This is a genomic window from Ruegeria sp. AA3 (assembly GCF_056542905.1).
Window position 1 is genome coordinate 140,221 of record NZ_JBQGAQ010000004.1, and the last position, 14,356, is coordinate 154,576.

Here is a 14,356-nt window from a genome sequence, read left to right on the forward strand (position 1 = left end):
CGACAAACTGTCGTTTTCCGTCTCTTTTAGCCGCCTAACTTGGTCGATATGCTCTGACGCTCAGGAGACCACGCACCCAATGCCCAAATTTGCCGCCAATCTTTCGCTGTTATTTACAGAGTTGCCCTATCTCGACCGGTTTTCAGCCGCCGCACAGGCCGGGTTTACGGCGGTTGAAATTCTGTTTCCTTACAATCTGGCAGCCAAGGAAACCCGCAGGGCGCTATTGGCAAACGGGCTTGATCTGGTGCTGATCAACGCTCCACCGCCAAACTATACTGGTGGTGAGCCGGGATATGCGGCCGTTCCCGGTGGCACAGCCCGGTTTCAATCCGACATCCGGCGCGTTCTGCGCTATGCCAAAGTTCTAAAGCCTCAATATATCCATATAATGGCGGGATACGCCTCGGGAGAAGAAGCACTTGCGTGCTTTGTTGAAAACCTGCGATGGGCCGCAGATTTCGCGCCCGACCAAATGTTCACGATCGAGCCGCTCAATCCCGTTTCACAACCTGACTACTTCCTGAATGACTATGAGCTTGCCGCAGACGTTCTCGATCACGTTGTACGGCCAAATGTTGGCCTGCAATATGACAGCTTTCACGCGCAAATGATCCACGGCGACGCACTTACAATCTGGGACCGCTTCAAGGCTCGGGTTTTCCACGCCCAGATAGGGGCCGCGCCAGATCGTTCGGAACCCGGACGAGGTGAAATAGATTTCGCAGCCCTGTTCCGGGCGATGGATCAATCAGATTATCAGGGTTGGGTCAGCGCCGAATACACGCCCTCAACTCGGCGAACCGAAGACACTTTGATCTGGTTACGTCAGTAGAGCCATGAAGAAGGCTGGATTTTCTTCCTGAAATGTCGCAATTAAAACGTCGACACCCAAGGACAGCACTCATGATCCCCGCCCGATTTGCCAATGCTTTTTTCGCCCTGATCATGTCGGGCCTGATGTCTTGCGTCGTCACGGGAATCGCAACGGTCAAGGCTATTGGCTTCGGTCCGTCGACTTTCGCGGATTGGATGGGTTCATGGGCATTTTGCTGGCCAATCGCCTTCACAGTAATCCTGACGCTGGGACCATCCGTAAAACGACTAATCGCGCGCCTGGTCAGGCCCGAGGCCTGACCCGCTGCAAAGAGGGCCTGCAGGGCCTGATGAGCAGGCCGCCCTTAGTGCGCTTCGGCCCAGTTTGCACCCTGACCGGCGTCGACAGACAGATTAACGTCCAGTTTGACAGCCGGGTCTGACGCCCCCTCCATCACATCGCGCGCGATTGAGATCGTTTGATCCACGGCATCCTCAGCCACCTCGAACAACAATTCGTCATGAACCTGCAGCAGCATTTTGGCAGGTAATCCCTTGATCGCGCCAGGCATCCGCACCATCGCGCGGCGGATCACGTCCGCTGCCGTACCCTGAATTGGAGCGTTAATCGCGGCCCTGCGTGAGAAGCCTGCATGCGGGCCTTTTGCGTTTATTTCTGGCGTATGGATCTTCCGTCCGAACAGAGTCTGCACATAGCCATGCTCTTTGGCGAATGCGACAGTGTCGTCCATATAGGTCCGAATACCTGGGAAACGTTCGAAATAGCGGTCAATGAACCCCTGCGCCTCGGCGCGCGGTATGCGCAGATTACGGGCCAGGCCAAAACCCGAGATGCCATAGATCACACCAAAGTTGATCGCCTTTGCCTGACGGCGGATATCAGGCGTCATCTCATTCAAAGGCACATCGAACATCTCGGATGCGGTCATAGCATGAATATCCAAACCATCCGAAAACGCCTGCTTCAGAGTCGAAATATCCGCAATATGAGCCAATATCCTCAGCTCGATCTGGCTGTAGTCCAAACTGACCATCAAATTGCCCGGCTCAGCAATAAACGCCTCACGAATGCGACGCCCTTCTTCCGTCCGTACAGGGATGTTCTGTAGGTTGGGATCAGTTGAGGCCAGACGGCCCGTGTTCGCCCCGGTGATCGAATAAGACGTATGCACACGGCCTGTATCCGGATTGATATGTGTTTGCAGCGCGTCGGTATAGGTTGATTTTAGCTTGGAGAGCTGCCTCCAGTCCAACACCCGACGGGGAAGTTCATGTTCGGTGGCAAGATCCTCCAGGATATCGGCCCCGGTCGAATATTTCCCGGTTTTGCCCTTCTTGCCTCCCTCAAGACCTATCTTGTCGAACAGGATCTCGCCCAGCTGAGCAGGCGAACCAACGTTAAAGCGCTCACCGGCTAATTCGTGAATTTCAGCCTCTAATCCGGCCATTTTCTGGGCAAAGGCGTTGGACATGCGGCTTAGAACATCGCGGTCGACCTTGATGCCGTGCATCTCCATTTCTTTGAGAACCGGCACCAATGGACGTTCGAGGGTTTCGTAAACCGTGGTCACCTGCACCTGATGCAGTTGAGGCTTGAACAGCTCCCACAGACGCAGGGTGATATCCGCGTCTTCGGCAGCGTAGGCCGTAGCCTCGTCAATCGGAACCTTGTCGAAGGTGATCGCCGACTTGCCGGACCCCAGCAATGGCTTGATCGGGATCGGCGTGTGGCTCAGATAGCGTTCCGACAGCGTATCCATGCCATGGCCATGCTCACCGCCGTGCATGGCGTATGACATTAGCATCGTGTCATCGATGGGGGCGACGTCGACGCCGTATCGCTTAAATATCTTGGCGTCGTATTTCATGTTCTGTCCGATCTTCAGGATCGATGGATCCTCAAACATCGGTTTCAGCAGGTTTAAAGCCTCATCCATCGGCATCTGTCCATCGGCCATCGCGTCGGAGCCAAACAGATCATCGGTCGCGCTTTCGCGATGGGTCAACGGGATGTAGCAGGCCTCACCGGCCTCTACACATAGAGAGATACCCACCAGATCGGCGATCATTTCATTCAGGCCGGTGGTCTCTGTATCTACCGCGATCCAGCCACGCTCATAGGCCTGATCGATCCATTTCTGCAAAGCAGCAGCATCGCGCACGCATTCGTATTTCGAGGCGTCAAACGGCAGGGTCTCTGCCTCTTCCGCTTCAACAGGCGCAGGGGCATCTGCGATCACCGGGGCTTCGGCCCCCAGCTTGTCGGCGATGCGCTTGGTGAGAGTGCGGAACTCCATCTCAGCGAGAAAACCCAGCAGGGTCTCTGCATCGGGATCTTTCACCTCCAAATCATCCAGCGTGAAATCTAGTGGGGTGTTTTCGTCCAACTGCACCAGCTTCTTCGACAGCTCGATCTGGTCGCGCTTTTCGATCAGGGTCTGACGACGCTTGGGCTGTTTGATCTCTTCAGCGCGATCAAGCAGGGTTTCGAGATCCCCATATTCATTGATCAACAGCGCCGCCGTTTTCACGCCAATGCCCGGGGCACCCGGCACGTTATCCACCGAATCCCCGGCCAAAGCCTGCACATCCACAACTCGTTCGGGCCCGACGCCGAACTTCTCGACGACTCCATCGCGATCAATGCGCTTGTTCTTCATCGCATCCAGCATCTCAACACCGCCGCCCACCAGCTGCATAAGGTCCTTGTCAGAGCTGACAATGGTCACCCGCCCACCGGCCTCACGCGCCTGAACGGCGAGGGTGGCGATGATGTCATCGGCCTCGTACCCCTCAAGCTCTTTGCAGGCGATATTGAAGGCCTTCGTTGCCTCTCGGGTCAGCGGCATCTGCGGGCGCAAATCCTCGGGCATCGCCTCACGGTTGGCTTTGTACAAGTCGTACAGATCGTTCCGGAACGTGTGCGAGCCTTTGTCAAAGATCACCGCCACATGAGTCGGCGCATCAGGACCGGAATTTCCTTCGACATATTTCTGCAGCATATTGCAGAATCCCGACACGGCCCCAATCGGCAACCCATCCGATTTCCGCGTCAAAGGCGGCAGCGCATGATAGGCGCGGAAGATAAAAGCTGATCCATCAATTAGATGCAGATGGCAGCCTTTTCCGAATTGGGTGCTAGTCATATGAGGCTCCTGCGCTGGGTTGCGCCAAGTTGTACAGAAGGGCTGAACGAAAGACGAGGCCGCTTGGCCAATTCGTTCCGACCTATTACGCCAGAAGTCTGGTCTCAGCTATTTGAAAAAGCGCGCTGGTCCGCATTCCAGGTCAAACTTGCTTTTTGCGCAATCATCGCAAACTGTTTGTTCAGCGAGCGATCATTTAGATGTCGGGACAAGCTGCGCAGCGGGATGAGGTTCCGCTCCCCATATCCGTCGATCAGGAAACAGGCTGGGCCGGCGCCCCGCGTCCCGTATACGATATTCGAGCGTTTAATGTCGCGCGCGACAATATGAAGGTCGAACATCTGCCCGACAAAGACATTCAGCGCCTCCAACGCCGTGGCGTCCAACCCGCCGCGACTGACTTCACTAAGCTTGGGCGCAAGTCCGCCATCAAGGCCTGCGATGCGCTCCACAACCACGCCCGCCCCGCGCGTGGTCTGAACCACACCCAACATTCTGGACAGGGGGGAGTGTTCAATATCCACCCCGAGTTTCAGCGACACGCGAAGCTCGCATTCCAGTTCTTTCAGGGTGCTGCGATATTGCGCCTCGGGGAAAAGTCTCCACACCAGTCGCTTGCCAAGCCTGTGCGAAACGCGGTCTTGAGATCGGGTGAAAACCTTGATCAGAAGGTCGGGGTGTCCGGGAAAATCAAAGACACTGCGAACGGTCCCGTTGGCAATTGGCTGGCTCTCGGAAAGGTCAATCGTTTTGGCTGTGAACAGCATCATCTATCCTCGCCAATTACGACCGCACGCCTTCTTGGCCGCCCTTAAGCGCCCTGGCCAGAGACCGCTCCGCGTAGCACGTACTTGCAATCGCAATAGGGGCACTCGACCCAGCCGGTGTCTTCAGGGATCTGCAGCCAGACACGCGGATGGCCCAGTGCACCCTCTCCGCCATCGCAGGCGACGCGGGTTGTGTCGACAATCTTGGTTTCCGGCGCTTCGATGGTCACGGCTGGCGATCCTTCTTTGGTTGTCGGCCTCGCGGGCATGTATTAGGTGCGTTTATGAGCGATGAGCAATCCGGGGGCAAGGGCCACATGGCCGATGCGGCAATCACAATCAAATCACTGCGCAAGACCTATCGCGGCAGCAAGGGCCAGCCCGAGAAACAGGCGCTGAAAGGTATCGATCTGACAGTGCCCCGGGGATCAGTGTTCGGCCTGCTTGGCCCTAACGGCGCCGGTAAATCGACTCTCATCAACATTCTGGCGGGGCTGGTGGTCAAAACCTCGGGCAGCGTCTCGATCTGGGGCTTTGATCAGGATCGGAACCCGCGCCAATCCCGCGCCGCCATCGGCGTGATGCCGCAAGAATTGAACCTTGATCCATTCTTCACACCGCGCGGTGCATTAGAGGTTCAGGCCGGACTGTACGGTATTCCCAAGGCAGACCGGCGCAGCGACCAAATCCTCGACCTCGTAGGGCTTGCCGACAAGGCCGAGGCCTATGCCCGCACGCTGTCGGGAGGCATGCGGCGGCGTCTGCTGCTGGCAAAGGCGTTGGTGCATCATCCGAAGATTCTGGTGTTGGACGAGCCGACCGCGGGCGTGGATATCGAACTACGGCAGATGCTGTGGGCCAATGTGCGCAAGCTGAACGAACAGGGCATGACCATCATCCTGACCACGCATTACTTGGAAGAAGCGCAGGAGATGTGTGATGAGATCGCCATCATCAATCACGGCGAAAAGATCGCGCAGGACAGCACCGCCAATCTGTTGGGCCGCATGGACAGCAGGACAATGGTGATTGTGCCGGATCGCCCTATTCAGGCTCTTCCAACGGCAGAAAACGTGACTGCGGCACAACGTGAGAATGGCGATCTTGTGCTTCAGTATCACAGCAATCTGACCACGGCCGAGCAGGTACTGGAGGCAGTACGTCAGGCCGGTATCCGCATTCAGGATGTGCGGACCGAAGAGGCCGATCTTGAGGATGTGTTCCTAGCTCTCACTTCAAGCCGGGCCGACGACCTGCCAGTCGAAGACCCGAACCAACCACGTCGCGGGATGCATCGCGTCAAGCTTTAGGCACGATCAATCCGCGCGTGATAGCAGTTGTTCAGCGCTGATCGGACATGGATGTATGCAACGTCAGCACGGTCAAATATGTTCGCAACCGCTTCCTGAAACTGCGCTTGAGGCGCAATGATGCCGGTTCCATAGACGATACGATCGTCCGATCCATACCCTTTGATCAAGTAGTTCGGCGAGCTGGTCAGCGTTTCGGGAACCCCATCTTCATCCTCGTAGCGCGCGCAAGGTTCAGCACATAGAAAGATCGGACCGGTTTCCGCATAGGGCTGAGTTTCCGCAAAGGGCCTGTGCGCCAGTACCAGCATTTCTTTGCCCTCTGGTATGTATTTCAAGCAATGACGGCAAGGATTTCCCCCACCGTCAGAAATTGCGCGCTCTGGCTGGTTTCCATAACCATCAGGCCCGCCGGAACGGTAGGCCTGAACTTGTTCGGTCGGTAACGCTGCAATCCTGTACATGATGTATCTCCTTGATTTTGAGAGATCATGACCATCGCTTACCGCTGGTTCGACCCGTTTCCTGCGCATTGCAAAATTTGCAATGCAGCTTGCCAAGAGATGTTAGCGGTAAAATTAGGGCTACCCGTCGCGGCAAATTGAGTCTAAGCAACCAACAAACACTCCATACGAATTCTTCCGTGATTGAGGCCTCTGACATGAGCGCTCAGAACTCCACCCTTCGTGGGCTAGCCTTTGCGTTCCTGGGCTTTGCCGTCTTTGCCACCCATGATGTGTTCATCAAAGTGTTAGGCGGTACCTATTCGGTATTGCAGATTATTTTCTTTGCCACTTTGTTTTCGTTCGTTCCGATGGCAGTGACTATTCTGGCTGACAGAACAACTGGCAACTTCTTGCCGCACCACCCGTGGCTGGTGTTGCTGCGATCCGCGCTGATGGTCACTGCGATGTCCTGCGCGTTCTACGCCTTTTCGGTCCTGCCGTTGGCCGAGGTCTATTCGCTGCTGTTTTCCTTCCCTCTGATCGTTACCGTCCTCTCGATCCCAATTCTTGGCGAAGTGGTCCGCGGCCAGAGATGGGCTGCAGTCGGCGTCGGCCTGATCGGTGTCCTGATCGTTCTGCGCCCCGGCGCAACCGATATTACATTGGGCCATCTGGCAGCCCTGTCCGCAGCCTTCTGCAGCGCGTTCGCCTCGGTTCTGGTCCGCAAGATCGGCAATGAAGAGCGGTCGGCTGTTTTGATCCTCTACCCGATGCTGCTCGCCATTGTGGTCATGAGCATCGCCCAACCAGCAGTGTATCAACCACCCTCACTGCTGCATCTGGCGATGATGGCATTAGTCGGCGTGCTCTCAGTGATTGCACAGCACCTGATCATCCTCGCCTACCGAGCCGCTCCGGCAGGGGCCGTTGCCCCCAGTCAGTACAGCCAAATCATCTGGGCTACGATTTTCGGCGTAATATTCTTTGGCGAACACCCGGATATCTGGGTCGCGGTCGGCGCAAGCATCATCATCGCTTCTGGTGTTTTTGTGGTTTGGCGTGAAAGCCGGGCGAACACGACTTCGGCCAATACGCCGGTATTGCGCGTGCGATCTCCACGCTCGGACACAGGCGCAACACGACCGGGAGAATGAAAGCGGCGCGCCCGAAAGCGCGCCGCATCTGCTTGTTCGATTGGTTTAAAGCCTTAGTAAACGACGACCGATCGGATGCTCTCACCCTTATGCATCAGGTCAAAGCCGTGGTTGATGTCATCCAGGCCCATGGTGTGTGTGATCATTGGATCAATCTCGATTTTTCCGTCCATGTACCAATCGACGATCTTCGGAACGTCGGTCCGGCCACGCGCGCCGCCAAATGCGGTACCACGCCAAGAACGACCGGTGACCAGTTGGAACGGACGGGTCGAGATTTCGGCACCTGCAGGCGCCACGCCGATGATGATCGATTCACCCCAGCCTTTGTGGGCCGACTCAAGTGCAGCGCGCATCACGCCAACATTACCGGTGGCGTCAAAGGTATAGTCCGCGCCGCCCTTGGTTAGGTTAACCAGATAAGGCACCAGATCGCCTTCCACTTCAGACGGATTCACGAAATCAGTCATGCCAAACTTGGTGGCCATTTCCACCTTGGCCGGGTTGAGGTCGACACCGACGATCTGATCAGCTCCGGCAAGACGCAGACCCTGAATGACGTTCAGGCCGATACCGCCCAGACCGAACACGATGGCCCGGCTGCCGATTTCCACCTTGGCGGTGTTAATAACAGCACCGATACCGGTGGTCACACCGCAGCCGATATAGCAAATCTTGTCGAACGGCGCGTCCTCGCGCACTTTGGCAAGTGCGATTTCAGGCAGAACCGTGTGGTTCGAGAATGTCGAGCAGCCCATGTAGTGCAGGATCGGATCACCATCCAGCGTCGAAAAACGCGAAGTGCCATCGGGCATGAGACCTTGGCCCTGCGTCTCACGGATTGCCTGGCACAGATTGGTCTTTGGGTGCAGGCAGTATTCACACTCACGACATTCAGGAGTGTAAAGCGGAATGACGTGATCACCCGGCTTTAGGCTGGTCACGCCCGGACCAACCTCGACCACCACACCTGCACCTTCGTGGCCCAGAATGGCGGGAAACAGGCCCTCAGGATCCGCCCCAGACAGGGTGAATTCATCGGTGTGACAGATGCCTGTCGCCTTGATCTCGACCAGAACCTCACCCGCTTTGGGGCCTTCAAGGTTCACGTCCATCACTTCCAAAGGTTTGCCTGCCTGAACGGCAACGGCTGCACGGGTTCGCATGGTGCATATCTCCCTGTCTGTTTTGCCCGACCCTGCGTCAATTGCAGGGTTTTTTCAACTGCACTTTCGTGACAGGTTGGCTAAATCTTTGATATTTCAGAAACGACACCACCAGAAAGTCCTGCGCCAATGTACCGTTTTTTTCCGCTCGTGATCCTACTAACCGCTTGTACCGAGGGCTCTGTTCCGCAATATGAAACGCTTGCATCGGAAGATGTGGCTGTCGATTTGGCCTTCTGTAAGGGTGAACCTTTTGCTGATGCAATCGGCCAACCGGTCTCAACCATACAGGCGCAACTTCCCGAACGGTCACGCGTTCTGGGCCCGGATGATATCGCCACTCAGGATTATCGCATCGATCGGCTGAACGTCTATGTGAATGGCTCAGGCACCATTCAAAGACTTACCTGCGGATGAAATCACTTGCCCCGATAGACCAGAATGTCAGGCACGTAGTCGATCAGGCGGATAATCCAAGAAAATGGGGCCGGAAAATCGGTACGGAATCGGCGATGGGACATCGCCCGGACCACCCGATCAGCAGCATCTTCGGGCGTCATTATCATGGGCATGTTAAAACTGTTCTTGTTGGTTAGACGGGTTTTGATGAATCCCGGATTGACGATCCGGACAGTGACGCCTGTACCTGCCAAATCATGGCGCATCGTCTCGGCCAGCGAGATCAGGGCAGCTTTGCTGGAGCCGTAAGAGATCGCATTGGGAAGCCCATGATACCCGGCTAGCGATCCGATCAGGGTGATGTCTCCATTTCCCTTCTGAATTAAGTCAGGCACCGTTTCGCCCAGAACACGCAATGCGCCGGAATAATTAACGTCACTGATCGCCAAGGCGGCTTCGGTATTCCAATCGGCAGTATTGATCGGATCATAGGTGCCCGCATTGTAGACAAGCCCATCAAATGCGCCGACCTCAACCACAGCACGGCAGACAGCATCAAGATCGGTCACATCAAATGGGACAGCACGTGTATTGGGCAACTTCTCACAAATCTCGGCCAGTCGTGACGCATTGCGCGCCGACAAGATAAGACGCGCCCCTTGACGGCTAAGCGCCTCGGCCAGCGCTTTGCCTAGCCCTTCGCTGGCACCAATGATCCAATAGGTCTTTCCGTCAAATTTGCTCATTTCAGGGCCTTTTTCGCACCGCTAAGTTCACTACGGCGCGATGATTATTTTGGATCACGCGTAGTGTTCTGAGCATAGGGCAGTCATCATCACGTAGTGCGATGGAAAAAAACTTCTACCCCGGTTGATCCAGTACACCATTCCCTGCGTATCCTATTGTAAAAGCCGAATAACGAGGATGGAATGTTCGACGAAACCCGGTGCGTACGCAAGAAAATCGCAGTTATTGGTGCAGGCATTTCAGGTCTCTCCGCAGCTTATTACCTTTCTGAAAATCACGATGTCACCGTGTTCGAGGCTGAACCTCGACTTGGTGGCCATGCCCGTACGGTAATGGCCGGTAAGAATGGTGATCAGCCGGTCGATACCGGTTTTATCGTCTTTAACTACGTCACCTACCCTTATCTGACGCGATTATTCGATGAATTGAACGTGCCCGTCACAAAAAGCGAAATGAGCTTTGGCGCCACCATCGATAATGGCCGCATCGAATACGGGCTGAACAACCTGCGCACACTGACGGCGCAGAAACGCAATCTTGCGCGTCCAGCCTATTACAAGATGATCGCCGACATCCTGCGCTTTGGAAAAGAAGCTCCCGAAGCCGCGCAGGACGATGACACCACGATCGGAGAACTGGTGGATCAGCTGCGCCTCGGCCACTGGTTTCGGCACAATTACCTGATGCCGATGTGCGGCGCGATCTGGTCAACACCGGTTGAGTTTGTCGATCAATTCCCCGCCCGCTCTCTGGTCCAATTTTTCCGTAACCATGCGCTGCTGGCTTCCGGCCGCGCCAATCAGCATCAGTGGTACACCGTGAAAGGCGGCAGCATCGAATATGTCCGTCGGATCGAGGCAGCTTTGCGCAAGCGAGGCAGCGATATTCGTCTAGCTTCACCCGTACAAGGGATTGAACGGCATGATCTGGGCGTCACCGTACATGCAGGCGGCGAGACTGATTTGTTTGATGAGATCATTATGGCCACCCATTCAGACCAGTCCCTCGCCATTTTAGGTGATGCGGCGACAAAGGCGGAAAAACATGCTCTCGGTGCGATCAAGTATCAGCCGAACAAAGCCATTCTTCACTGTGATCCCCGCCAGATGCCACGTCGGCGTGCCTGCTGGTCCAGTTGGACCTACCGGTCGCAAAAAGGCAATGTTGGGGTCACATATTGGATGAACCGGCTACAGAACATCCCCAACAGTGATCCGCTGTTCGTGACATTGAACGCTGCATCAGACATTCCTGCGGACAAAATCTATGACGAGGTCGAATTCGCCCACCCGGTATTCGACAAAGCCGCCTTGCGCGCTCAAGGGCAGATTCGTCAGATGCAGGGACAGAACCGAACCTGGTTTGCTGGTGCCTATAACCGGCATGGCTTTCACGAAGACGGGATCGCCAGTGCCATGCACGTGGTTGAGCGCATAACTGGCACCCCGCAGATAATCGGAGCTGACAATGATATCTCTGAAAAAGAAATCGCCGTTCCTGCCTCGGCCTAATCTAACTGCGACGTTGGTGTCGCTGGTGCTGCTAGCCCCCGGAGGACTGGCAGCGTCACCCGTTTTTGGTGCCCTAAACGATGCTGAGTTACGCGGCTCAGCGACGTTCCGCTATTTGGGATTCCCGATATACGATGCGCAGCTGTTCACCCCGGGCGGCACGCCTCTGAACTGGAGCCAGGATTTCGGGCTTGAACTGCGCTATCGCCGAAACCTGTCCAAAAAGGCTCTGGTGAACTCCACATTGGACGAGATGAAGCGGATCGGACGTGCCGCCCCCGTGCGCAGCCAACTTGATGTCTGTTTCGACGCCGTCAGCAAAGGCGATCGCTATCTTGCAATCTCGCAAGGGCCAAACAAGGTTGGGTTCTGGCTGAACGGGCGCAAAGTTTGCACCATGTCCTATCCGGGCATCAAACGCAGCTTCATGTCGATCTTTTTGGGCGACAACACCCGGTCGGCATCATTCACCCGGACATTGCGAGGCAACTGATGCTGTATCCGCGGGTCAGCCTCTATGCGTTGATGCTGGCTGCGGCGGGTATCCCGCTTTACATCCATCTTCCGCGGTTTGCGGCCGTAAATCTTGGTATCGGGCTAAGTGTGATCGGGACCGTTCTGCTGGTCATCCGGCTAGTCGATCTGGTGCAGGACCCGCTGATCGGCTGGGCGATTGATCGCTGGCCGGGCGGGCAAACCCTGTTCGCCACGGTCGCTGCGCTGGGTCTGGCGGTCGGGTTTCCATTACTTTTCGGACTGCCGGAAGGGGCCAGTATCCCTGTATTAGTATCGATTTTGATCCTTTTGTTTTCAGCCTACAGCCTTGGGACCATATTGCTCTACGGACGTAGCGCGACGCTTGCCAAGCAAGCCAATCCGAAAGAGTTGATGACACTGGCTGCCTTCCGAGAAGGTGGGCAACTGACCGGTGTAATTATCGCCGCCTCCGCACCCGCCCTGTTCGTAGCCTTTGGTGCTGGCGCGCAGGGATATCCGGCCTTTGGTCTGTTCCTCGGCATTCTGTCCGTGGTGACATTGGCGGTGACATTGCCAATGTGGCGACGCACGCCAATCACTGGACACGAGCTGTCCTTCGCGGGCCTTGGACAGGCCGGTGCTTTGCGTCTACTCGCTCTGGCGTTGGTTAACAGCCTGCCCGTTGCGATCACCTCAACCCTTTTCCTGTTCTTTGTCGAGGACCGGCTGCAACTGCCAGGCAAAGCGGGGCCTTTGTTGATCTTGTTCTTCCTCAGCGCGGGACTCAGCGTGCCGTTCTGGGCAAAGCTCAGCAACAGGATTGGCCCGAAACAGACTCTGATGATTGCCATGCCGCTGGCCATTCTCGGTTTTGTCGGGGCCGCGCTTCTGGCCCCCGGCAATCTGGCCGGTTTCGCGATCATCTGCTTCGCATCCGGCGCGGCACTTGGGGCAGATATGGTTGTCCTGCCAGCCATGTTCTCGGTCGTTCTAACCCGCGCCGGGTTGAACGCGTCAGCCGCGTTCGGCATCTGGTCCTTCGCAGGCAAGCTTGGGCTCGCTCTGGCTGCTTTTTTCACTCTGCCGCTGCTTGAACGCAGCGGCTTTACACCCGGACAGGCCAATTCGGCTGAGGCTTTGAACACACTCACCCTCGCCTATGCTGTCCTGCCCAGCATTCTTAAACTCGGAGCGTTTAGCTTGGTCCTGACGCTCCCGACAGAGGTCTCTGCCAAATGAAAACGCTCCTGTTCTGTCTTCTCGCCATATTTGCGGTGTTCGCTGTTAAGAACCGTTTCCTCAGCTTCCGGTCGCAATCACCGTCCGACTACAGCGGGACCGGGCCTGAGTTTTCGCTGAAGAAGAATCTGAATGGAGAGATCCTGTCGGAGGGGCTAATCTATGGCCCGAACGGCAAGATGTCGAACAGCTTTGTTGCGCGAATGGTCGGCGAATGGGAGGGCAACACCGGCACGTTGTCCGAGTATTTCACTTATTCCAATGGCAAACATATGACCCGCAAATGGTATCTGACGCTAGGCACCGGAAACACATTCACCGCAACGGCGGATGATATTGTGGGCGAAGGCAAAGGTGTGATCTCGGGCGCGACCGTCAAGCTGACCTATCGCATCATCCTGCCCGAAGATGCGGGCGGGCACACACTGGATGTGACGGACTGGATGTACCTGACCGAAAATGGGGTGATCATGAACCGTTCCGAGATGCGCAAATTCGGGATCAAAGTTGCCGAGTTGGTCGCCACAATGCGCCCGGCCCCCGAGGTCAAGTCGACCCATCTGCATGGTGCAAATGGGCATGATTCAGACTCTGATATGCGGGTTTTGCAATGACCACCCGCCGCACTCTTGTTGCGATCGTCGCCATCGCAGGGCTGACGACGCTTGCCGCCTGCTCGGGTAAACCCCGCGTCCCTAACACGTTCCTGTCAGACCGTCAATTGAACCTTGAGGAATTCTTTGAAGGTAAGACCGTCGCCTACGGCCAGTTTCAGGATTTGCTTGGCAACGTCCCTCGTCGCTTCACGGTCGATATCGACGGCAAGTGGGACGGTGAGACCCTGACGCTTGTTGAGGATTTCGTCTACGACGATGACGCCACCGAGCAACGGATTTGGACTCTGACCAAAACCGGCGAAGACACTTGGACCGGCACCGCGCCCGGTGTGCTGGGCACTGCCAGCGGGGTTGAGCGAGGCGATACGTTTAACTGGAAATACAAAATCGATCTGCCGGTTAAAGACGGCACTATGAGGGTTAATTTCGATGACTGGATGTGGCTCTTGTCCGATGACCGGCTGCTGAACCGAGCCTATGTCTCACGATATGGCGTGAGGTTGGGTGAGGTCATTTTGTTCTTTGAGAAAAAGTAGCCAC

The 14,356-nt window shown here is 56.0% G+C and carries 16 protein-coding genes; 10 read left to right on the top strand and 6 right to left on the bottom strand.

Annotated elements, in window-relative coordinates; translation table 11 throughout:
• Positions 1 to 79 precede the first annotated feature (79 nt).
• Both ACR0JR_RS09230 and ACR0JR_RS09235 read left to right on the top strand, forming a co-directional pair.
• Positions 80 to 835 (top strand): hydroxypyruvate isomerase family protein, encoded by a 756-nt coding sequence (locus tag ACR0JR_RS09230; protein WP_480455918.1) that lies wholly within the window; start codon positions 80 to 82, stop codon positions 833 to 835.
• 71 nt (positions 836 to 906) lie between these two features.
• Positions 907 to 1,137, top strand: a complete 231-nt coding sequence (locus tag ACR0JR_RS09235; protein ID WP_480455919.1) for a DUF2798 domain-containing protein — start codon at positions 907 to 909, stop codon at positions 1,135 to 1,137.
• A 44-nt stretch (positions 1,138 to 1,181) separates the two neighbouring features.
• Here the strand turns inward: ACR0JR_RS09235 and polA are convergent, their stop codons facing one another.
• The 3 genes from polA to ACR0JR_RS09250 all read right to left on the bottom strand — a co-directional run bounded on the left by polA (position 1,182) and on the right by ACR0JR_RS09250 (position 4,980).
• Entirely contained in the window at positions 1,182 to 3,983 is a 2,802-nt protein-coding gene (polA, locus tag ACR0JR_RS09240; protein ID WP_480455920.1) for a DNA polymerase I, read from the bottom strand.
• A 104-nt stretch (positions 3,984 to 4,087) separates the two neighbouring features.
• Positions 4,088 to 4,750, bottom strand: coding sequence for a YrbL family protein (locus ACR0JR_RS09245; RefSeq protein ID WP_480455921.1), 663 nt, complete (start codon positions 4,748 to 4,750; stop codon positions 4,088 to 4,090).
• A gap of 44 nt (positions 4,751 to 4,794) precedes the next feature.
• Entirely contained in the window at positions 4,795 to 4,980 is a 186-nt protein-coding gene (locus ACR0JR_RS09250) for a zinc-finger domain-containing protein (protein WP_170774615.1), read from the bottom strand.
• 87 nt (positions 4,981 to 5,067) lie between these two features.
• On the opposite strand from ACR0JR_RS09250, the gene ACR0JR_RS09255 reads away from it, so the two are divergent.
• Complete coding sequence (locus ACR0JR_RS09255; protein ID WP_480456042.1) at positions 5,068 to 6,060, top strand: ABC transporter ATP-binding protein; 993 nt, start codon at positions 5,068 to 5,070, stop codon at positions 6,058 to 6,060.
• Here ACR0JR_RS09255 and ACR0JR_RS09260 read toward each other — a convergent pair.
• Positions 6,057 to 6,524, bottom strand: a complete 468-nt coding sequence (locus ACR0JR_RS09260; RefSeq protein WP_480455923.1) for a DUF1203 domain-containing protein — start codon at positions 6,522 to 6,524, stop codon at positions 6,057 to 6,059. The two genes, ACR0JR_RS09255 and ACR0JR_RS09260, sit on opposite strands and share 4 nt — an antisense overlap.
• A 197-nt stretch (positions 6,525 to 6,721) precedes the next feature.
• On the opposite strand from ACR0JR_RS09260, the gene ACR0JR_RS09265 reads away from it, so the two are divergent.
• Positions 6,722 to 7,660 (top strand): DMT family transporter, encoded by a 939-nt coding sequence (locus ACR0JR_RS09265; RefSeq protein ID WP_480455924.1) that lies wholly within the window; start codon positions 6,722 to 6,724, stop codon positions 7,658 to 7,660.
• Between the two features lie 53 nt (positions 7,661 to 7,713).
• Here the strand turns inward: ACR0JR_RS09265 and ACR0JR_RS09270 are convergent, their stop codons facing one another.
• A complete protein-coding gene (locus tag ACR0JR_RS09270) occupies positions 7,714 to 8,826 on the bottom strand; it encodes an S-(hydroxymethyl)glutathione dehydrogenase/class III alcohol dehydrogenase (protein ID WP_010438374.1) in 1,113 nt (370 codons plus the stop codon).
• A 129-nt stretch (positions 8,827 to 8,955) separates the two neighbouring features.
• Here ACR0JR_RS09270 and ACR0JR_RS09275 point away from each other — a divergent pair, with 129 nt between their 5' ends.
• Entirely contained in the window at positions 8,956 to 9,243 is a 288-nt protein-coding gene (locus tag ACR0JR_RS09275; protein WP_480455925.1) for an I78 family peptidase inhibitor, read from the top strand.
• Between the two features lie 2 nt (positions 9,244 to 9,245).
• Here ACR0JR_RS09275 and ACR0JR_RS09280 read toward each other — a convergent pair whose 3' ends face one another.
• Complete coding sequence (locus tag ACR0JR_RS09280) at positions 9,246 to 9,971, bottom strand: SDR family NAD(P)-dependent oxidoreductase (protein ID WP_480455926.1); 726 nt, start codon at positions 9,969 to 9,971, stop codon at positions 9,246 to 9,248.
• A gap of 183 nt (positions 9,972 to 10,154) precedes the next feature.
• Between ACR0JR_RS09280 and ACR0JR_RS09285 the strand changes: the two genes are divergently transcribed.
• The 5 genes from ACR0JR_RS09285 to ACR0JR_RS09305 are packed head-to-tail and all read left to right on the top strand — an operon-like array spanning position 10,155 to position 14,352.
• Complete coding sequence (locus tag ACR0JR_RS09285) at positions 10,155 to 11,483, top strand: NAD(P)/FAD-dependent oxidoreductase (protein WP_480455927.1); 1,329 nt, start codon at positions 10,155 to 10,157, stop codon at positions 11,481 to 11,483.
• Entirely contained in the window at positions 11,440 to 11,976 is a 537-nt protein-coding gene (locus ACR0JR_RS09290) for a hypothetical protein (RefSeq protein ID WP_480455928.1), read from the top strand. Before ACR0JR_RS09285 ends, ACR0JR_RS09290 begins: the two co-directional genes overlap by 44 nt.
• The gene (locus ACR0JR_RS09295) at positions 11,976 to 13,199 is read left to right on the top strand and encodes an MFS transporter (protein WP_480455929.1); all 1,224 of its coding nucleotides are present in this window, start codon (positions 11,976 to 11,978) and stop codon (positions 13,197 to 13,199) included. The genes ACR0JR_RS09290 and ACR0JR_RS09295 overlap by 1 nt, the downstream gene beginning before the upstream one ends.
• Positions 13,196 to 13,813 carry a DUF3833 domain-containing protein gene (locus tag ACR0JR_RS09300; protein WP_480455930.1) on the top strand — a complete coding sequence of 206 codons (618 nt, stop codon included), beginning with the start codon at positions 13,196 to 13,198 and terminating at the stop codon, positions 13,811 to 13,813. Before ACR0JR_RS09295 ends, ACR0JR_RS09300 begins: the two co-directional genes overlap by 4 nt.
• Entirely contained in the window at positions 13,810 to 14,352 is a 543-nt protein-coding gene (locus ACR0JR_RS09305; protein WP_480455931.1) for a DUF3833 domain-containing protein, read from the top strand. Before ACR0JR_RS09300 ends, ACR0JR_RS09305 begins: the two co-directional genes overlap by 4 nt.
• Positions 14,353 to 14,356: the final 4 nt, after the last annotated feature.